This is a genomic window from Ensifer sp. ENS11, assembly GCF_014851895.1.
In the GTDB taxonomy this organism is placed as follows: Bacteria; Pseudomonadota; Alphaproteobacteria; order Rhizobiales; family Rhizobiaceae; genus Ensifer; species Ensifer canadensis.
This window is the reverse complement of the sequence record NZ_JACVAN010000005.1, coordinates 413,175-431,354: the sequence shown is the minus strand read 5'-3', so window position 1 is coordinate 431,354 and position 18,180 is coordinate 413,175. Positions and strand designations below refer to the sequence as shown.

Here is an 18,180-nt window from a genome sequence, read left to right as displayed (position 1 = left end):
ATCTCCGAGACGTTGACTTGCGCCAGCTGGACGCGGCCGGCCTTGCCAAACAGATCCCCGAGCTTCTTCAGCTGTGCCGTCTGCTCCGGATAGCGATCAAACACCGTGACAATGCGGTTCTTCGTCATCGTGCGCAGCCGCACGTAAAACATCCGCTCGCGCAGGGCGACGCGCAGGTCTCTTGCTCGTTCGCTGGGCGCCCAGGCCTCCGGCACCAGGTCGGCCCTGAGCAGATGCGCGAGCACCGTCGCATCGATCTTGTCGGTCTTGATCTTGGCGTCGGCAATCGCCTTGACCTTCAAGGGATGGGCGAGAACGACATCATCGCAAATGTCGTCGAGCCAGTCGTACATCACCATCCAGTTGCGCGTCGCCTCGACCACGGCATGCGAGTTCTCGCGGTAGCGTTCCAGAAACCCACCGAGCGGCTGGCGATCGTTCTTCACCCGGCCCGATCTGAGCGTCTTGCCGCTGCTGTCCTGCACCACCAGATGACTATAGGATTTGTGGTAGTCGACGCCGATATGGTAATCATAAGAGGCAGTCATGCTTCCAACTCCCTTGTTGAGATCTTCGAAACCCCAATAAGGTAAGCCGAAAGGCCGGAAGCGTGACTGTCCCTCGATCATCACCTGCATCTCAATGGTCCGTTCTCTCCTGGGACGCGGCTGCTTTCATGCCACCTCCTTTGGCGTTAGCCGCGGTTGATCAGTAGGCAGGGGGCGGATTCCCGTGTCAGGAAGAAACGGCGCGCTCGGCAACCGGTTCCGTATTTTCGAAAGGTCTCTCAATCGGCGGGCGTCAGCCGCCAGATCGCATTGCCGACGTCATCGTCAACGCGACCTCCTTCAAGATGTTTGCGTAAACTGCGCAGGGGGAGTTAGTTCCACTTGGATCGCGCAACGGCACGGAGCAGACACGGAGCAGATATGAATGCCACGGTTCAGTCGTCCCGACGAGCACAAGGCCGTTCATCAAATTCGTCGACCGCACTTTGGGACGTATCAATCCTCGGCAATCATGATCAAAGCGGTCGCCAGGGCACCGAGGCCAAACGATGCACCGAAAGCGTAGATCTGCAGCCCGAGCGCAAGCGGATCAAGACCATCACCGTGCCCGAGGGCGACCGGAGCGAATACTACGATCGAAGCAGCGGTTGCTGCCCCAAGCAGAAGTCCCACTCCCACGTTCAAAATAACGAACCGGATCAGCGTCGGCATGATGAACCTCATGAACCTCGCGATTCATCCCCAACGTCAAAATCGAATATCGGTTCCAATTGCCCAGAAGAAATCGATCACGAAAGTGGCAACGAATGAGCGGAACAAAGGACAGGGCCGACCGTTAGCAAACAACACAGCGGAAGCTTCGGCGCCTTCGCCGCAACGACGGCTCAACCGCGAGTGGAGCGAAGACGGTGTATAGCAATGTCGCATCGAATTTAGCTTCCAGAAACGACAGGAGCTAAGAGCATGCAAGTTGCCCAGATCATGACCAAGAACGTTCATATCGTAAGCCCGGATGATTCCGTGGCTGCAGTCGCCCGCCATATGGCTGACAACGACATAGGATTTCTTCCTGTTGGACAAAATGACCGGCTGGTCGGCACGATCACCGACAGGGACATCGTCGTACGGTGCGTGGCCGACGGCCGTGACGGGGATACGGCAGTGGCTGAGGTGATGTCAGCGGACGTCAAATACTGCTTTGAAGATGAAGAGATCGGCGACGTTGCCCGTAACATGGGCGATATTCAGGTTCGACGACTTCCAGTGCTCAATCGCGACAAAAGACTGGTGGGCGTCGTGTCTCTTGCAGACGCCGCCCGCAGAGATCCTTCGCTCGCAGGTGCGGGATTGCAGGGCGTGACGGCACCTGGTGGAGCCCATAACCAGGAATAGGCCCATGCCTGAAACACCGGGTAACGAAAACGAACCGATGGACAGCGCTGTCTTGCGCTCGCACGATGCATTGCTTCACGCTAGCGAAGTTGCTGCGGAGGCCCATCAGGGGCAATTGGACAAAACGGGGCAACCGTATTTCAGCCACTGTCAGCGTGTTGCGAACGCCGTGGACGGGATGGATGCAAAGGTAGTGGCCTATTTACACGACGTCCTGGAGAAGGGACCGGGCTGGTCGGCTCAGCGATTGCTGGAAAAGGGCTTTGATCCCGTGATCGTTGGCGCAGTCGTGGCGCTGACAAAAGAACCGGCCGAGCCGGAACCAGCCTTTGTGAGGCGCGCGGCGTCAAACGCACTTGCCCTCCCGGTCAAGCATGCGGATCTATTGGACAATTTGGAACAGGCGCTGGCGAGCGGGATGGAAACACAAAAGTACCTCGATGGACTCCGCATCCTTGAAGCGGAATACGGCTACCACTCGGATTGATCGGCCAGCACCAATGAGCGCTTGCCGCTTAGCTCAAGGGATTTCCATGCATCTCAAGTGTAAGCTCTTCTCGTGCGCGACTTAGCCTGCTCTTTATCGTGCCGACAGGGCATCGGCATATGGCGGCCGCTTCCTGGTAGCTCAATCCGAACGCCGCCACCATAATCAGAATCTCCTTATGCTCCGGCGTGATGGCTTCCAGCGCGGTACGCAGTTGCCTGTTGAGCACATACCAATCCTGGGTCGGAGCCATCGGCAGCGCAACCTCGGTGCAATAGTCGGCTCTGACAGGCTGCTCGCGCTGTCGGATCCTGTACTGGGTCCGGAACGCGTTGTGCATGATGGTGAACAGCCACGATTTCAGATTGGTGCCCGGTTCGAAACGGTCGAGGCTGCGAAGTGCACGAAACAGCGTGTCTTGGACGAGATCGTCAGCCTCAAACTGCGACGTTGCAAACGACCGTGCGAAGGCGCGCAGCGCCGGTATCAGATCTACAATCTCTGCTTCGATTGGGGCGTACCGCGGATCTCGTAACGAATTGGAGGAGCGCATGAAAGGGCTGCCTTTCGGATCTTGGAGAACAAGTTCGTCCTGATTGAAATGCCCCTGCAATCCTTTAGTTCCGTTCCCAGTAAAGCTCCCTGTCCTTCAATAAAATGCGCTGCCGGCAGGAACCAAATTGGCTCTGCGTTGAGGATATAGCATGCGCGTTATCGCTTTCGCGGCACTCGCGATTTCCTTGCCAATCGCTGTGCCTGCCGTCGCCCAAACCACGTCAACGACTGTCGTCCTCCCTGGCGAGGTCCGAACCTACGTGCTTGAGCAGAAAACCCCTTCTGTCGCTTACGAAGGCGAAGTCGTTATCGGCGACACGGTGCCGGAAACCATCAAGATCTATCCGGTCCCGGGTGAACCCAAGTATGGCTACGCGATCGTCAACGAGCGGCGTGTGATTATCGACCCGAATACGCATACCGTCATCGAGGTGTTGGAGTAGCGTTGTCCTGTTGCGTATCATCGAGGACCGCCGAGGATCTTCACTTCTCAGCGGTCTTCCTGACCTGCCCCCTGAGAATTTCCTCCAGAATGGATTAGAGGCCGGCCCATTGAGGACGGACGAATGAAGAAGCAGAGATTTACGGAAGAGCAGATTATTGCGGTGCTGAAGGAGCAGGAGGCAGGCGCAAAAGCCGCTGATCTTTGCCGCAAGCACGGCGTTTCAGAAGCGCCATTTTACAACGGCGGCATGGAAGTGTCCGAGGCGAAGCGTCTGAAGGCGCTCGAAGAGGAAAACGCCAACCGAACAAATCTTTGAACTCGCTGTCCTCGAATTATCGGATCTTGGCAATGGCAGCGGGCGATCGACTTGATCGCGCGCTGAGGTTCCGACGACGGGGCGTCGCGAAATTGAAGCCGCTCGGAACTGCCAAGTGAAATGGTCGCATTCCATTCCTCTGCGGAAAGGTTCCGGCGCTTGGAACCTTTATCGATGATGCTGGTTATGACCGTCTCAACAAGGAGGTGAACCATGGCCGAAGCAAATCTAGAAAAGCTTTTCCACGAGACTTTGAAGGATATCTATTTCGCGGAACGGCAGATCCTGAAGGCGCTGCCTAAGATGGCTCGCGCTGCGCAGTCCGCCGACACCAAAGCGGCTTTCGAAAAACATCGGGAGGAAACCGAAGGGCATGTCGAAAGACTGACCCAGGTATTTGAGCTCCTTGGCAAGCGCGCTCAGGGCAAGACCTGCGAAGCGATCCAAGGCCTTATCGCCGAGGGTGAGGAAGTCATCGACGAGTTCAAGGGATCTGCGGCGATCGATGCCGGGCTTATTTCTGCCGCGCAAGCGGTCGAGCACTACGAAATCGCCCGATATGGTACGCTCAAAACCTGGGCACAGCAGCTCGGTCTGAAGGAAGCGGTTGCGTTGCTCGATGCCACGCTTCAGGAGGAAGGCGCCACCGACAAGAAGCTCAGCCAATTGGCGGTCGCCGCCGCCAACATAAAGGCAAAGGCCGCTTGAGGCCGTTTCAAGCCTGGCGGTCTATTGGGGGCGCGAGGGTCGGGACATCCCACCTTGCGCTCTCGACAGCCTCGCAGGCGCCAACCTATGCTGAAGGACGGCGGCTCGAGCAAGCAAGCCGGCGAGCCCCATTGCCCGCGCGCGCTGGCCTTCCAGCGGCGGAGTTAGTTCCGTCCGTGGGCTGTCGTCGATCTGATCCGCGAAGAAGAACGGGCAAGCACGGGACGGATTTGAAGGCCGCCCCGCGTACATTTCTCTACATGGCATCCATACCCTTGATCGCATTTCCGAGATGCGACTTGCACTTCTCCAGGTCATTGGCCGTCATCGCATCCTTGGCCATGGCCAATTCCTTCGCAGATTCGATTTTCTTTGCGCCATCGTTGATCTGACTGATTTGCTGTTCGGCCTTGGTAAGGGCGGCCGCATCACAAACGACATCGGTCTGTGCAAGGGCAGGGGCGGCAAATGCCGCGACGAAGGCGAGAGTCGTGATTGATTTCAGGATCATGATTGTTCTCCAGTTGCCGGCACGATGCCGGCTTCCACCGTGGATGAACGGCATGAGGCCAGATCTGTTCCCTACGGTTGTAGCCGGAACGAACAATTTTTTTCGAGCACTGCCGACACTCCCGCACTCTTTCTGTCGATCACGACGATGTGTCCGCGTGACGTGGAACGTTGGGGACGCCTCCTTGTTAGGCCGGTGTTGATGCAGTTCTCAAATAGGAGTTTGACATGCTGAGGAAACTGATTGCGGGAGCGATCCTATGCTTTATTGCGGCGCCTTCTGTTTTCGCGCAGGCCGATATCGTCTGTAACCAGGCGGCGATGGCGAAGCTTGAGACAGACGTGAAGGCGATCACGGATGAAATGAAGAAGGACTACGCCAACAAGGAACTGGCAATGGCGAAGGAAGCCCTCGCATCCAATGATGCTGACAAATGCAAGACCCATATGTCGAACGCGATGAAAGGAAATGACCCCATGTGATCGACTGACGGTGCCTATGCGTCCGTGCCGGGCACCGTCAGCCTGCCTGGCAGGCGGCCGTGAAGTGGCGCGGCGGGGGAACATTTGCTTTACGGAGAAGTTTGTGGCTGTACGCGCTGGCGCGCTTTGGAGGATGCTCGACATGAATGCCTGCAAGGAAGTTCGCCCAGACCAAAGCCGGGCTTCCTGTTGTCAGCGAGGTCGGGCAAGGACCACCCCACACTTTCGAGACGGCGGACAGCATGCGAACAGCCGACAGAGGCGCCAGTCGAGTATAATCCGGGCGGTCGTTTTGCTCACGCCCCTTCCTCAATAAACAGAGGAGAAATCCCGTGAAATCCGCCGATAAAGACGTACGCGCGCTCCCCGATCAGCTTGAAGCCATGACGGATGACGAACTGTTCGCCCGGATGAGCGAGTTGGAAAAGGAAAGCGAGCGACAAGATGTACCTAATGAGACGGCCCTTGAAATGATCGCGCTGGTGGAAACGGAAATCGAAAGACGGTTTCCAGGGCAACTCATGGCTCCCTACCGGGAGTGGCGGCGGCGGAAAATCCTTTGACGCCGTCGGAGTAGGTTTCATACACGCTGGGAGCAGGAAATCGGGGGCCTCGTGCAAGAAGGCGGGCACTACGGTTGACAACGAAGAGAGCCGCGAATGATCCAAGGGGCCGCGATGCCAAATCGCCAGGGCAAATCCCTGCAGAGGGACTATGGGATGTGGCTTGGCGAGTGTATGTCAGCTTCACTGAAGACAGGGTCGCAATGATTGCGGCTGGCGTGACTTATTACCTGTTGCTCGCAATCTTTCCCGCGTTAGGCATTTTCGTCTCCCTTTATGCCATTGCCGCCGATCCCGCAGATATCTCACGGCAGATCGAATTTCTGGTGTATGTCGTGCCCTCTGCGGCTCTTAGGCTGATCCTGGATCAATTAGGTACGCTTGCATCGCAAAGACCCGGTACCGCCGGCCTCGGGCTGCTGGTCAGCTCAAGTGTGGCTCTTTGGAGCGCGCATAACGGGATCGCTGCGATCTTCGAAGCAATGAACATCGCCTATGGTGAAAACGAGAAGCGCGGCTTTCTGCATCGCACTGGATTGGCCATGGTTTTCACTGTCAGTGGGATGATCGCGTCGATTTTGGCGATTCTGGCAGTCGCGGTCCTACCGGCCTGGTTAGGTTTTATCGGGCTGGAGCATTGGGCGGAACTGCTCGTCTATATCGCTCGATGGCCGCTGTTGCTTCTTCTGTTCACGGGAGGTGCCGCAATGCTCTATCGCTTTGGACCAAGTCGCGAACCGGCGAAGTCTCGCTGGCTCACGTGGGGTGCGGCCTTTACCACGTTCATGTGGTTGGTTACTTCAGTGCTGTATTCGTTCTATCTCGACCATTTCGCAAATTATAATGCCACTTACGGCACGCTGGGCGCTTTTGTCGGTTTCATGGTCTGGGTCTGGATTTCAGTTATCATTCTCATCCTTGGCGCGGAAATCAACGCCGAACTTGAGCATCAGACAATGTGCGATTCAACAACAGGTAGCCCGCTTCCCATGGGGGATCGCGGAGCCTATGTCGCCGACACACTCGGAGAACCGGCTCCTCCATCTAGCGAGTGATCGAAAGCTACTTTTCATTGTGTCGAAGTTCGGCTCCGCTCACCAATCTTGAATATGAACCATTCATATGGCCGTGCGTTTCCCTTGGAATGGTGAGGTGAAGCCATGTCACGAACCTTTAAAAGCAACAGCCGCCGAGCGAATTTCCTTCACACTGGGATTGTGGCATTCGCGTTGTTGACAATCGCAATGATGATTGCACTGCTGTAGCTGCGTGCTGTCCGAGGCGGGAATAGATCTTATTTGAGAAAGCGCGCACGGCGAATGAGACCGCTGGCTGTATGGGGCAGAAACCAGACCTGGCAAAAGATTAGGACAGGCAAGTCTTCGGACCCCGTTGCGGACCTTCCCGCACAGAGGCTGATTGAGAAGTCCTGACCCGAGACGGTCGTTCCGCCAGGTCAGCCAGGACGAATTCGCGGAGTATGCTCCGGCGACGAGAAACGTGCATCGCGCCATAGATACCCGGCTGCGTGGTATTGCCGGATCCGCCGTCGATCTTGACGCGCCTATCCGCCCAGCCGCGCCGAGTTGTCTGGGCGCGCCCTTGACGAACGCGATGCTGCTTCAGCTACGGTGAAAGCGAAACGCCGAAGACCGCGATTCACGTCGACGAGCAGATCACCCGACTCGTTGGTCGCCTACTCGACTTCCCGAAGGTGGTTGTCCCGGTCGAATTGAGGAAACGCGGTAGTTGGTAATTCCGCGAACACCATACGTCGCAGAGTTTCGAGCGAGGCGTGGCGTTTTGAACCGGTGAACGTCGATGATCAACAACCCAATATCCAACCCGACACAATCCGCCGTGGTCTTTGCGGCTGCGTTACGCCCAACCCCGCGCTGACGGCAGCAGGGGGAGAATAAGGGGTTTCGTGCAGCCCACCGTCATCAACTCTGCCAGGAGGAATGCGGTCGTCGGGCCCAATGTGAAGCCCTGATGGCCGTGGCCAAAATGGAACCACAGGCCCTTGTGCCGGGTCGGCCCGACGACAGGCAGCATGTCGGGCATGCAGGGGCGGGTACCCGACCAAGGCGTGGGCTCGACGGCCTCACCCAGCGCAAAGAGCTGGCGCGCAATGTTGGTCGCATGCCGAATTTGTCGCGATGCCGGTGCTGCCCCCGGCGGCGCCATATGCGCCCCGGTCAAAACCCGCCATCCCGCATTCATCGGCGCAATCAGCGTGGAATTGTCGACGTCCAGCATTGAAACGCGTGGTCCGCCCTGGCCTGAAAAATGCCTGTGATAACCGCGCTTGAACACCATGGGTATGCGATAGCCGAAGTTTTTGGCGAGCGTCGGCGACCATGGCCCCAGGGCAATGACCGCATTTTCAGCGCCGACGACGCCATCTTCAGACATCACCCGCCAACCGGCGCCATTCCGCTGCAACGTCATGGCGTCGCCGCAGGCCAGCGTCCCGCCGCGCGCCACGAAGAGAGCGGCGTAGCGCGCAACCAGTTCGCCCGGGTCGCGGCAGGTCCAGGGCGAGGTCCAATGGACGGCACCGGCGAGCCGACGCAGCAGCGCCGGTTCGCTCGCCGCAAGTTCGTCCGCGCCGAGCACATCAGACGGTACGCCGTAGACCCGCCTCAGCCGCTCCGCGGCCGCGGCCGCCGCTTCGAAATTCGCGGGCGTACGATAGACGGCGCGCCACCCCTGCCGGACGATCAGTTCGCCGGCGCCGGCGAGCTCGATGAAGCGCGCGTGATCGTCGCTCGCGCGCAGCGCGAGCTGGGAATAGGCAGCAACGGTTCTCGCGTAAGGCGCAGCCGCAGACTGTGTGAAATAGCGCCAGAGCGGCCCCGCCAGACGGCGCATATCGCCAAGCCGCCAATCGACGTCGTTGCCGCGCTTGAGCGCCACCCTGGCGATTTCGTTCAAGCTGCGCGGGAAGGCATAGGGCTCGACGGCTTCAGTTTGAATGATGCCGGCGTTGCCATAGCTTGTTTCCCGCCCTGGTGCCTGGCGATCCAGCAGCACCACCTGGTGCCCGCTCTCCTGCAATGCAAGCGCGGTTGAGACGCCGACCATGCCGGCGCCGAGGACAATGGAGGTGGTCATGGCGGAATTCCGTAGGGGAGTTGGTCAGAAAGTCAGGCGCGAATTGTAGCCGACCACGAATTGGATGAAGCGCGAGACGTCGATCATGTCGTCGCCCTGGTAGCGGATCGTATAACCGTCGGTGCGCTCGACGCCCTTGAGGTAAGAGAGATACTCGGCCGGCAGGCGATTTCGGAACACGATCTCCAGCGTCGGGTTTTCCAGCTTGAACGGTTTCGCCCCGCCGGCTCTCGCCAGCGCCGTCTTGACGCCCTCCCGAATCCGGCGATGCGCGACGGCCGGCGTCAACGTGATCGCCGATTGTGTGCTGTAAACCTGCTTCACCGGCACCGTCACGATATCACCGATACGTGCTTTGATCTCGTCCAAGGCGATGTTGTCGCCCGAGGCGAGCAGGACCGGCACGTCGAAATGCCCGGCAATGGCGGCATTGATGCCGGCCTCCGGCATGACGATACCGTTGATCCGCACCTCGGCAAAGGCTGTGCCGCCGATCGTGTGCGACAGCACGCCACCCGGATGACTTGCCCCGGCATGGTAGCCGAGAAGCATCGCACCGACGAACGAACCGAGCTCGACGCCCTGCATCATCATCAGCGGCCGCGGCCAGCTGCGGACGACTTGGACATAGTCGGGCAGGCGGTCAATCAGGATGCTCTCGCCATTTCCGTGGGAATCGCTGAGGATGACCTCCTCCACGCCTTCCTCGTGTGCAGCCTCGCAGGCGTGAACCACGGTATCCGTCATCCAGCGGCGGGTGTTTTCGTATTCGAAACCTTCCGGCATCAGTTGGTCGCGGCTTACGACCCCAACGATCCCCTCGATATCAGCGGAAATATAGATGCGCATTCCTGCCTCCCCCGGGCCAGCCGCGCGATGGCGCGAATGATGCATTTGACTTTCCGACGATAAACATAGTTTTATGATTAGAAAATATCTTTCTTTGTTGGCGAGAGGCAAAAATGAAACTGTTTATTGCGGGGCTGGACACCGAAACCAATACTTTTTCGCCGATGCAGACGGGCCTTGAGGCCTTCCGCGAAAACCTGATCGCCTATGGCGACGCCACCGGCAGGCCGCTCACCTGCTGCTCGTCGCAGATGTCTGTCTGGCGCAATGCTGCTGAGGAAGAAGCCTGGGACGTGGTAGAGAGCCTCTGTGCCGTGGCTGAGCCTGGCGGCAAGACCACGCGGGCGGTCTATGAAAGCTTCCGCGCCACCATCCTCGGCGACCTCGAGGCGGCGATGCCGGTCGACGCGGTCATGCTTGCCCTGCACGGCGCCTGCGTCGCTGAGGGCTATGACGATGTCGAGGGGGATTTACTGGAGCATGTGCGCGGCGTGGTCGGGCCGAATGTCGCGGTTGCTGCCGAGCTTGATCTGCATTGCCACATCACCGATCGCATGCTCTCGAGCGCGACCATGATCGCCACCTACAAGGAGTATCCGCACACCGACATCGAGGAGGTCGCCGGCCAATTGTTCCGGTTGATGAAGCGGACCCTTACGGGCGAAGTGCGGCCGGTGATGGGCCTCTATGACTGCCGGATGATCAATACCTTCCACCCGCATCGCGCGCCGTTGCGCGGCATTGTCGACCGCATGAAGGCGATCGAGGGGCAGGATGGCATTCTCTCGGTCTCCTTCGGTCACGGCTTTCCCTGGGGAGACGTCGAAGATGTCGGCGCGAAGATGCTCGTCGTGACCGACAATGACGCAGAACAGGCGACACGCACGGCGGAGGCCTTTGGCAGAGAGATATTCGATGCGCGTGAGGAAATGCGCGGCACCTATCTCAGTATCGATGCCGCGCTGGATCGGGCCGTCGCAGCGAGGAGCGGACCGGTCGTTCTGGCCGACGTCTCAGACAATGCCGGCGGCGGGGCGCCTGGAGACTCGACCTTCACCCTGCGCCGCATCATCGAACGCGGCATCGAGGACGTGGCGACCTGCCTCTACTGGGATCCGATTGCGGTGCGCATGTGCCGCGAGGCGGGAGAAGGGGCGACGCTGGCGCTGAGGATCGGCGGCAAGGTCGGGCCGGCCTCCGGCGACCCACTGGACCTGACCGTGACGATCAGGCGCATCGCCTCCGGCATTACCCAGCGCTTCGGCCCGACGCCGCTCGGGATCGGCGACGCGGTCTGGGTTACGGCAGGCGGCGTCGACATCGTGCTGAACACCGTGCGCACACAAGTCTTCCACCCGGAATGCATGACGGCGCTGGGCTTGAACCCGGCGCAGAGGAAGATTGTCGTGGTGAAATCGAGCAACCACTTCCGCGCCGGCTTCGAACCGATCGCCAGCGAAATCCTCTATGTCGGCGGCCCAGGCGCCTTGCAGCCCAACTTCGAGGAACTGCCCTTCACCAAAATGAAGCGCCCTTATTGGCCGAAGGTCGCCGACCCGTTCGTGCAGTAGAATGGCTGCCGTTCGGCTCGGCTCAACGCGACAAAGATTGGGTGACCATTGGGTCGTGCCCGTGACGCCAGGATGTATGGGTGCTGCTCCACCGTTCGAATTGCTTTTCGTGGCGATGTTGATTTCGGCCACGTATTATAGGAAATGGTTTTCCTATCATGCCAGTCGGATTCTGCGCGCGTCGCGGGCTGAGCCGGGAGCGGCACGCGGTCCGGAACGGCTGCAGGCAAATTGGAGACGCCAACGATGACCGATGCGAAATCCAGCCTCGGCGATATCCTGAAGGAGATTCGCAACCGCAACCGCTGGACGCTGGCAGAGGTGAGCTCCATGACCGGGCTTGCGGTCTCGACCCTGTCCAAGGTCGAGAATAACCAGATGCAGCTCACTTATGACCGGTTGATTCAGCTCGCCCAGGGCCTCAAGGTCGATATCGTCGAGCTTTTCGGGACCACGGCGGGTGCTGAGGAAGCCCCCAGCATGCTGGGGCGCCGCACTTACACCAGATCCGGCGATGGGCGGGAGATCATCACACAAAACTACGACTATCTCTATGTTTGTACAGAGATTTCGAAGAAGTCGATGGTTCCGATCGTGGCGGTGGCCCGCGCCCGCACACTCGAGGAATTCGGGCCGCTTATCCGACACAAGGGCGAGGAGTTCTTCTACGTTATCGAAGGGGAACTCGAACTCCATACCGAGATCTATGCGCCCTTGCGGCTCAAGAAGGGCGATTCCTGCTACTTCGATGCCATGACGGGGCATGCCTATCTCAGCGTGAGCGAAGAACCTGCGCAAATCCTGTGCGTTTGCTCGACCCCGGAAACCGAATTGGTCTCCACCTTGGCGAACGCACAAACGACCAAGCTCACAAGCTGATGTAACTAAAAACGAGTACGATAAGAAAAAATATTGCACTTAGGAAAATCGTTTCCTACTCTAGTGCTGCGGTTGGTGCCGGGAGGGCATCGTGCGCCGCAGTTCTGGGGAGGACTACGAGATGAACGCTTCCACGTGGAAATCGATTGGCGTCGCCTTGCTTCTGGCATCGACGCCTCTTTCCGGCGCAATCGCTGCGCAGGATGTGCTGGTGCTGGCGCGAGCGGAAGATCCGCCGACCGCCGATCCTGGCGTCGAAATCAGCAACAGCGGTTACACACTGATTTACGCCGCCTATGAAAGGCTCGTCGCCTACAAAGGCGCGACAACGGAGGTCGGGCCCGAACTGGCCGAAAGCTGGACTGCCGACGACGCCGGCCTCGTGTGGACCTTCAAGCTCGCCAGCGGCCACAAGTTCGATGACGGCGCACCGGTCGACGCCGCTGCGGTCAAATTCAGCTTCGATCGATTGATGAAGCTGAAGGCAGGCCCCTCCGATGCGTTTCCGGTGCTGAAGGAAGTCGAGGTCGTCGATCCGCAGACGGTGCGTTTCCATCTGACGGCGCCATTTGCGCCCTTCATCTCGACGCTTGCCGTCTCCGGTGCGGCCATCATCAATCCCAAGGTGATGGAGCACGAGAAGGACGGCGACATGGCGAAGGCCTGGCTTGCGGAGCACTCCGCAGGCAGCGGCCCTTACCGGATCGCCTCATGGGAGCGCAACCAGAGCATCGTACTCGACCGCAACGAGCACTACGCGGGCACCAAGCCGGCGCTGAAACAAGTGGTCGTCCGCATCGTCGGCGACGTCTCGGCCCGCCGACTTCAACTGACCAACGGTGATGCCGATATCATCGAGCAGATCCCGCTCGATCAGGCGGAGGCGCTGCAGAAGGACGCCTCCGTCGTGGTCGAGAGCAATCCCAGCATGTATGTGAACTACATCTACATGAACAACCGCCAGCCGCCGCTGGATGACGCCAGGGTTCGCCAGGCGATTTCCTATGCGGTCGACTATCAAGGCATCATCGACGGCATCATGCTCGGCCAGGCCAAACAGATGCGCGGCGCGGTGCCGAGCGGCATGTGGGGGCACGACCCACAGGGTTTCCAGTACACATACGATGTCGAGAAGGCCAAGGCCCTGCTCGCCGACTCCGGCAAGAACGACATCCGCCTGACCTACACCTTCTCCCAGGCCGATCCTGCCTGGGAGCCGGTCGGGCTTGCGCTGCAGGCGTCTCTTGCGGAAATCGGCATCAAGCTCGACCTGCAGGCGGTCGCCGACACGACCAAACGCGAACTGGTGGCCAACGGCAAGTTCGATATGGCTCCCGGCGCCTGGACGCCTGATTTTGCCGACCCCTACATGTTCATGAACTATTGGTTCGACGCCGACAAAATGGGCGGTCCGGGCAACCGTTCCTTCTACGACAACACCAAGGTGACCGCGCTCGTGAAAGAGGCGGGCTCCATCGTCGACGAGGGGAAGCGCAAGGAACTCTATGTCGAAGCGCAGAAGCTCTCGACTGAGGACGCGCCCTATCTCTACATCATGGAAAAGAACGACATCTTCGCCCGCCGCGCCGTCGTGCAAGGCTATGTCTACAACCCCATGCTGATCCAGGTCTACAACTTTGGAACGATGTCGAAAACGGAATGACGGAGCCGGATCAGACCGATCCCGCGGCCTTGATGGGTCTCATTCCACGCAACACCTGCCGCCAGCCTCAACGGCTGTGGCGGCAGGGTTTCATCGTTTTCCAAGCAAGGTCAGGGTTCTCCTGCCGGAAGGGCTGACGTCCATGGCAATCACCCGCATCATCATCCCGCGCCTGGTTCTTTTGCTTTTCGTGGTGTTAGGCGTCGCCGTCATCACCTTCACGATCTCCCATCTCATACCGGGAGATCCAGCGCGCATGATCGCAGGCGACCGGGCAAGTGCCGAAACGCTTGAAAACGTCAGGCGCAATCTGGGCCTTGATCGACCTGTTGTCGAACAGTTCACCATCTATATCGGTAATCTGCTGCAGGGCGATCTGGGGACATCCCTGCGCACCAACCGCCCGGTTGCCGGCGATATCCGCACCTTCCTGCCAGCGACGCTGGAGCTTGGAACAGTCGCGCTCTTCATCGCGATCTGTCTGGGTGTGCCGCTTGGCGTGCTGTCGGCGGTCTATAAGGACGGGCCGATCGACCAGATTGCACGGACGGTCTCTGTGTGCGGCATCTCGATGCCGGTGTTCTGGTTCGGCCTTATCCTGATCTATCTCTTCTACGCCAAGTTTCAGATACTGCCCGGCAGTGGCCGTCTGGCCATGGGCATCGTTGCGCCCGAACGCATCACCGGGTTCCTGTTGATCGACTCGTTGCTGCAAGGCCGCTTCGATGCCTTCCGCAGCGCCGTCTACCACATCATCCTGCCGGGCTTTGTGCTGGCCTTTGCCAATATGGGTGTGATCACGCGCCAGATACGCGCCTCGATGCTGGATGTCCTGCAGGAAGACTACATTCGCACTGCGCGCGCCAGCGGCCTGCGCAAGGGCATGATCATCTTCAACTATGCGCTCAGAAACGCGCTGATCCCTTCCATCACCCTGCTCGGGCTGGCACTTGGCGATCTTCTCTATGGGGCGGTGCTGACCGAGACGATTTTTGCCTGGCCCGGCATGGGCACCTACGTCGTCACCTCCATTCAGACGCTCGATTTTCCCGCCATCATGGGCTTCACGATCGTCGCTTCCATTGGGTATGTGCTGATCAACCTCCTGGTCGATCTCGCCTACATGCTCGCCGACCCCCAGATCAGGGAGGTCTGATCATGTCTGCCGTCGTCCCCACCGAACCTGTCGCGGCGAGCCCCGCGATGCGCAGGACCAGGTCCCTATCCGAGCGGCTGCGTTATCTCTGGTACCTCAGCCGCCGGAGCCCGCTGACCCTGGTTGGCGCTGCCATCATCCTGCTCGTTCTCATCATGATCATCGCCGCGCCGGTGATCGCGCCCTACAACCCGGACAAGGTCTCGCTGACGGCGCGCCTGCTGCCACCGAGTGCTGCCCATTGGTTCGGTACCGACGAGGTTGGCCGCGACCTGTTCTCGCGCGTGATCTACGGGGCGAGGGCGTCGTGCGGCGCCGCCTTCATGATTGTGCTGATCTCGATGTCGATTGGGGTGCTGATCGGCTGTTTTTCCGGCGTGGTCGGCGGACGTGTCGACACCGCCATCATGCGGCTCATGGACGTCGTCCTTGCCTTGCCGGCGCTCGTGCTGGCCATGGCGCTGGCCGCCGCCCTCGGGCCCAGCCTGTTCAACTCCATGCTGGCCGTGGCGATCGTGCGGATTCCCGCCTATGTGCGCCTGGCTCGCGGTCAAACGCTTTCCTTGCGCGAGCAGGTCTTCGTGAAGGCGTCGCGCACTTTTGGCGCCTCCCCTTTGTACATTCTGCGCTGGCATATCCTGCCAAACGCCATGTCGCCGATCATCGTGCAGGCGACGCTCGATCTTGGCGGTGTTGTACTGATCGCAGCCGCCCTCAGCTTCATCGGCCTCGGTGCTCAGCCGCCCACCGCCGAATGGGGCGCGCTTGTTAGCAGCGGCCGCAGCTACATGCTCGATCAGTGGTGGTACGCGACCTTCCCCGGTCTCGCCATTCTGATCACGGCCATGGGATGTAACCTCGTTGGCGACGGCATCCGCGATATGCTCGACCCGCGCTTGAGGGGCAGATGATGACGACCGGTATCGTTGAATCTCGCGGTCAGGCGCTGGCCATTCACAATCTGTCGCTGGAGTTCCCAACCTTCAGCGGCGCGATCAAGGCGCTCGACAATGTGTCGATCAATGTCGCAAAGGCAGAGATCGTCGGGATCGTCGGCGAGTCCGGCTGCGGCAAATCGGTGACGACCATGGCAGCAACCGGGCTGCTGCCCAAGGGGCGCTACAGGATCACCGGCGGCTCCGTCAGGATCTTTGGTCATAGCACCCTCGCCATGAACGAGAGCCAGCTGCAGGATGTGCGCGGCAAGATGGTCTCGACCATCTTCCAGGAGCCGATGAACGCGCTCAACCCGACGATCCGCATCGGCAAGCAGCTGACTGACGTCATCATGCGTCACGAGGAGGCAAGCTTGACGGATGCCAGGCGCATTGCCCGGGATATTCTTGCCGACATGCTGATCGGCGAGCCCGAGCGGGTCATGAAGCTCTATCCGTTCGAGCTCTCCGGCGGCATGCGGCAACGGGTTCTGATCGCGATGGCATTCTCCTGCAATCCCGGGCTCATCATCGCCGACGAGCCGACGACTGCGCTCGATGTCACCGTCCAGGCCGTGATACTGCGGCTTATCCAGAACCGCGCCCGCCGGACCGGGACGTCGGTGATCTTCATCTCGCATAACGTCGCGGTCGTGTCCCAGCTCTGCGATCGACTTTACGTGATGTATGCCGGAAGGATCGTGGAGCAGGGCGCGACGCGAGCCGTTCTCGACGCGCCGCAGCACCCCTATACCCAGGCGCTGCTGCGCTGCCTCCCGGAACGGGTGGCGCCGAAGCAGGAACTCGAAGCGATCACCGGCGCGGTACCGAACCTGATGCACCCGCCTGGCGGCTGCTATTTCCAGCCAAGATGCAGGGAAGCGGTTGATCTCTGTCGATCCCGGTCTCCGCAACTGGAGGGAGCCGATGGCCGACAGGTGGCTTGTTGGCGGCGTGGTGTCGGACCGGAAACATCAGAGCAGGAGAGCCGGCAATGACCGAAGGCGTCGACACGATAGGCCGGCCGGTTCTGGAGGTTTGCGATCTCAACGTCCGCTTCCCCGCGTCCCGAGACTGGCTCGGCCGTCCCACCTCGCATGTGCACGCCGTCAACGGCGTAACCCTGCAGGTTCGTGGCGGTGGAAGTCTCGGCATCGTCGGCGAATCCGGTTGCGGCAAGAGCACGCTCGCCCAGGCGATCATCGGGCTTGCGCCTTACGAGCAGGGCAGGGTGGCGATCGACGGCCACGATTTGCAGGCAGCGAAAGGAAGGCAGAAGCGCGATCTGCGGCAGAAGATGCAGATCGTTTTCCAGGATCCGCAATCCTCGCTCGATCGGCGGCTGCCGGTCTGGCGGCTGATCAGCGAACCGCTGCACATTCGCGGCGGGCACAGCAATGCCGAGTTGCATGCGAAGGCGGAGCAACTGGCCGCTGCCGTCGGCTTGAGGCCGGAACATCTGGATCGCCTGCCCCACGAGTTTTCAGGTGGCCAGCGCCAGCGCATCGCAATCGCCCGCGCGATCAGCACGGATCCCGATCTCATGGTGTTGGACGAGCCGACATCGGCGCTCGATGTGTCGGTGCAGGCGCAGATCGTCAACCTGCTTTTGAAGTTGCAGCGGGAGCGGGGGCTAACGTACCTCTTGATTTCGCACGATGTCGCGCTGGTGCGCCATTTCTGCGACGATGTCGCTGTGATGTATCTCGGCCAGATTGTCGAATCGGGTCCGGCCGACGAGGTTCTGGGCAATCCTTGCCACCCCTATACCCAAACGCTTCTGGCCTCGGCTCCGAGTTTCGCAAGCTCCTTGCCGATCCTCGCCGAGGTGCGGATCGGCGAGCTTCCAAACAACCGCAAGCTGCCGACCGGTTGCTTCTACAGGGAACGATGCGGCATGGCTGCTGCTGGCTGCGAGGTGCCGCAGGTCCTCCATCGCCTCGGCGATGGCGCCCGCCACGCGAGGTGTCATCTGGCCCAGGGTTGAGGCGCAGACGAGCGCTATAGGGCGCTCCGCCTTCCGTCCGCATGGGCGGCGGTAT

Annotated in this window: 20 protein-coding genes and 1 pseudogene; 15 read left to right on the top strand and 6 right to left on the bottom strand. The window is 60.0% G+C overall.

The features are described from left to right. Together IB264_RS13310 and IB264_RS13305 are read right to left on the bottom strand one after the other, a co-directional pair. The coding region (locus IB264_RS13310) for a transposase (RefSeq protein WP_192433664.1) at positions 1-548 on the bottom strand (548 nt) is incomplete at its 3' end. Between the two features lie 456 nt (positions 549-1,004). Next, complete coding sequence (locus tag IB264_RS13305; protein ID WP_144239251.1) at positions 1,005-1,220, bottom strand: hypothetical protein; 216 nt, start codon at positions 1,218-1,220, stop codon at positions 1,005-1,007. A gap of 252 nt (positions 1,221-1,472) precedes the next feature. Here IB264_RS13305 and IB264_RS13300 point away from each other — a divergent pair, with 252 nt between their 5' ends. Together IB264_RS13300 and IB264_RS13295 are read left to right on the top strand one after the other, a co-directional pair. Continuing rightward, positions 1,473-1,901: a CBS domain-containing protein gene (locus IB264_RS13300; RefSeq protein ID WP_192433663.1), complete on the top strand. Its 429-nt coding sequence runs from the start codon at positions 1,473-1,475 to the stop codon at positions 1,899-1,901. 37 nt (positions 1,902-1,938) lie between these two features. Continuing rightward, positions 1,939-2,388, top strand: a complete 450-nt coding sequence (locus tag IB264_RS13295; protein ID WP_025430723.1) for an HD domain-containing protein — start codon at positions 1,939-1,941, stop codon at positions 2,386-2,388. Between the two features lie 28 nt (positions 2,389-2,416). Here IB264_RS13295 and IB264_RS13290 read toward each other — a convergent pair whose 3' ends face one another. Then, positions 2,417-3,001 (bottom strand): sigma-70 family RNA polymerase sigma factor, encoded by a 585-nt coding sequence (locus IB264_RS13290; RefSeq protein ID WP_244445547.1) that lies wholly within the window; start codon positions 2,999-3,001, stop codon positions 2,417-2,419. Between the two features lie 91 nt (positions 3,002-3,092). On the opposite strand from IB264_RS13290, the gene IB264_RS13285 reads away from it, so the two are divergent. The 3 genes and pseudogenes from IB264_RS13285 to IB264_RS13275 all read left to right on the top strand — a co-directional run bounded on the left by IB264_RS13285 (position 3,093) and on the right by IB264_RS13275 (position 4,412). Then, on the top strand, positions 3,093-3,386 hold the full coding sequence (locus IB264_RS13285) for a DUF1236 domain-containing protein (protein ID WP_025430721.1): 294 nt from the start codon (positions 3,093-3,095) through the stop codon (positions 3,384-3,386). Positions 3,387-3,509: 123 nt separating this feature from the next. Next, positions 3,510-3,701, top strand: a pseudogene (locus IB264_RS13280) (transposase); the annotation flags it as partial. Between the two features lie 216 nt (positions 3,702-3,917). After that, positions 3,918-4,412 (top strand): ferritin-like domain-containing protein, encoded by a 495-nt coding sequence (locus tag IB264_RS13275; protein ID WP_025430719.1) that lies wholly within the window; start codon positions 3,918-3,920, stop codon positions 4,410-4,412. Between the two features lie 256 nt (positions 4,413-4,668). Here the strand turns inward: IB264_RS13275 and IB264_RS13270 are convergent, their stop codons facing one another. Next, a complete protein-coding gene (locus IB264_RS13270; protein WP_025430718.1) occupies positions 4,669-4,923 on the bottom strand; it encodes a hypothetical protein in 255 nt (84 codons plus the stop codon). A 227-nt stretch (positions 4,924-5,150) separates the two neighbouring features. On the opposite strand from IB264_RS13270, the gene IB264_RS13265 reads away from it, so the two are divergent. The 3 genes from IB264_RS13265 (at position 5,151) to IB264_RS13255 (ending at position 7,023) form a co-directional block, all read left to right on the top strand. Then, positions 5,151-5,405, top strand: coding sequence for a hypothetical protein (locus tag IB264_RS13265; RefSeq protein ID WP_025430717.1), 255 nt, complete (start codon positions 5,151-5,153; stop codon positions 5,403-5,405). A gap of 383 nt (positions 5,406-5,788) precedes the next feature. After that, positions 5,789-5,968 carry a hypothetical protein gene (locus IB264_RS13260; RefSeq protein ID WP_144239295.1) on the top strand — a complete coding sequence of 60 codons (180 nt, stop codon included), beginning with the start codon at positions 5,789-5,791 and terminating at the stop codon, positions 5,966-5,968. Positions 5,969-6,138: 170 nt separating this feature from the next. Further along, on the top strand, positions 6,139-7,023 hold the full coding sequence (locus IB264_RS13255) for a YihY/virulence factor BrkB family protein (protein WP_309141648.1): 885 nt from the start codon (positions 6,139-6,141) through the stop codon (positions 7,021-7,023). Positions 7,024-7,846: 823 nt separating this feature from the next. On the opposite strand, the gene IB264_RS13250 is transcribed toward IB264_RS13255, so the two are convergent. Continuing rightward, entirely contained in the window at positions 7,847-9,085 is a 1,239-nt protein-coding gene (locus IB264_RS13250) for an FAD-binding oxidoreductase (RefSeq protein ID WP_192433661.1), read from the bottom strand. A gap of 24 nt (positions 9,086-9,109) precedes the next feature. Next, positions 9,110-9,934, bottom strand: coding sequence for a M55 family metallopeptidase (locus IB264_RS13245; protein ID WP_192433660.1), 825 nt, complete (start codon positions 9,932-9,934; stop codon positions 9,110-9,112). 113 nt (positions 9,935-10,047) lie between these two features. Between IB264_RS13245 and IB264_RS13240 the strand changes: the two genes are divergently transcribed. From IB264_RS13240 to IB264_RS13210, 7 genes are all read left to right on the top strand, one after another. Next, complete coding sequence (locus IB264_RS13240; protein WP_192433659.1) at positions 10,048-11,505, top strand: M81 family metallopeptidase; 1,458 nt, start codon at positions 10,048-10,050, stop codon at positions 11,503-11,505. Between the two features lie 246 nt (positions 11,506-11,751). After that, positions 11,752-12,384: a helix-turn-helix domain-containing protein gene (locus IB264_RS13235; RefSeq protein ID WP_025430711.1), complete on the top strand. Its 633-nt coding sequence runs from the start codon at positions 11,752-11,754 to the stop codon at positions 12,382-12,384. 91 nt (positions 12,385-12,475) lie between these two features. After that, a complete protein-coding gene (locus tag IB264_RS13230; RefSeq protein WP_245318027.1) occupies positions 12,476-14,047 on the top strand; it encodes an ABC transporter substrate-binding protein in 1,572 nt (523 codons plus the stop codon). Between the two features lie 142 nt (positions 14,048-14,189). After that, positions 14,190-15,203 (top strand): ABC transporter permease, encoded by a 1,014-nt coding sequence (locus tag IB264_RS13225; protein ID WP_025430709.1) that lies wholly within the window; start codon positions 14,190-14,192, stop codon positions 15,201-15,203. A gap of 2 nt (positions 15,204-15,205) precedes the next feature. Continuing rightward, positions 15,206-16,114: a D,D-dipeptide ABC transporter permease gene (ddpC, locus tag IB264_RS13220; protein WP_192433658.1), complete on the top strand. Its 909-nt coding sequence runs from the start codon at positions 15,206-15,208 to the stop codon at positions 16,112-16,114. Beyond that, positions 16,114-17,136 carry an ABC transporter ATP-binding protein gene (locus IB264_RS13215; RefSeq protein ID WP_192433657.1) on the top strand — a complete coding sequence of 341 codons (1,023 nt, stop codon included), beginning with the start codon at positions 16,114-16,116 and terminating at the stop codon, positions 17,134-17,136. The genes ddpC and IB264_RS13215 overlap by 1 nt, the downstream gene beginning before the upstream one ends. Further along, positions 17,133-18,125, top strand: a complete 993-nt coding sequence (locus tag IB264_RS13210) for an oligopeptide/dipeptide ABC transporter ATP-binding protein (RefSeq protein WP_192433656.1) — start codon at positions 17,133-17,135, stop codon at positions 18,123-18,125. Before IB264_RS13215 ends, IB264_RS13210 begins: the two co-directional genes overlap by 4 nt. Positions 18,126-18,180 lie beyond the last annotated feature (55 nt).

What these genes read in the sequence shown, in the direction of transcription:
- ddpC (WP_192433658.1), top strand. Translation starts at nt 15,206, where the DNA reads ATGTCTGCCGTCGTCCCCACCGAACCTGTCGCGGCGAGCCCCGCGATG.
- IB264_RS13300 (WP_192433663.1), top strand. Translation starts at nt 1,473, where the DNA reads ATGCAAGTTGCCCAGATCATGACCAAGAACGTTCATATCGTAAGCCCG.
- IB264_RS13265 (WP_025430717.1), top strand. Translation starts at nt 5,151, where the DNA reads ATGCTGAGGAAACTGATTGCGGGAGCGATCCTATGCTTTATTGCGGCG.
- IB264_RS13215 (WP_192433657.1), top strand. Translation starts at nt 16,114, where the DNA reads ATGACGACCGGTATCGTTGAATCTCGCGGTCAGGCGCTGGCCATTCAC.
- IB264_RS13305 (WP_144239251.1), bottom strand. Translation starts at nt 1,220, where the DNA reads ATGCCGACGCTGATCCGGTTCGTTATTTTGAACGTGGGAGTGGGACTT.
- IB264_RS13295 (WP_025430723.1), top strand. Translation starts at nt 1,939, where the DNA reads ATGGACAGCGCTGTCTTGCGCTCGCACGATGCATTGCTTCACGCTAGC.
- IB264_RS13275 (WP_025430719.1), top strand. Translation starts at nt 3,918, where the DNA reads ATGGCCGAAGCAAATCTAGAAAAGCTTTTCCACGAGACTTTGAAGGAT.
- IB264_RS13225 (WP_025430709.1), top strand. Translation starts at nt 14,190, where the DNA reads ATGGCAATCACCCGCATCATCATCCCGCGCCTGGTTCTTTTGCTTTTC.
- IB264_RS13235 (WP_025430711.1), top strand. Translation starts at nt 11,752, where the DNA reads ATGACCGATGCGAAATCCAGCCTCGGCGATATCCTGAAGGAGATTCGC.
- IB264_RS13250 (WP_192433661.1), bottom strand. Translation starts at nt 9,085, where the DNA reads ATGACCACCTCCATTGTCCTCGGCGCCGGCATGGTCGGCGTCTCAACC.
- IB264_RS13210 (WP_192433656.1), top strand. Translation starts at nt 17,133, where the DNA reads ATGACCGAAGGCGTCGACACGATAGGCCGGCCGGTTCTGGAGGTTTGC.
- IB264_RS13245 (WP_192433660.1), bottom strand. Translation starts at nt 9,934, where the DNA reads ATGCGCATCTATATTTCCGCTGATATCGAGGGGATCGTTGGGGTCGTA.
- IB264_RS13240 (WP_192433659.1), top strand. Translation starts at nt 10,048, where the DNA reads ATGAAACTGTTTATTGCGGGGCTGGACACCGAAACCAATACTTTTTCG.
- IB264_RS13270 (WP_025430718.1), bottom strand. Translation starts at nt 4,923, where the DNA reads ATGATCCTGAAATCAATCACGACTCTCGCCTTCGTCGCGGCATTTGCC.
- IB264_RS13260 (WP_144239295.1), top strand. Translation starts at nt 5,789, where the DNA reads ATGACGGATGACGAACTGTTCGCCCGGATGAGCGAGTTGGAAAAGGAA.
- IB264_RS13285 (WP_025430721.1), top strand. Translation starts at nt 3,093, where the DNA reads ATGCGCGTTATCGCTTTCGCGGCACTCGCGATTTCCTTGCCAATCGCT.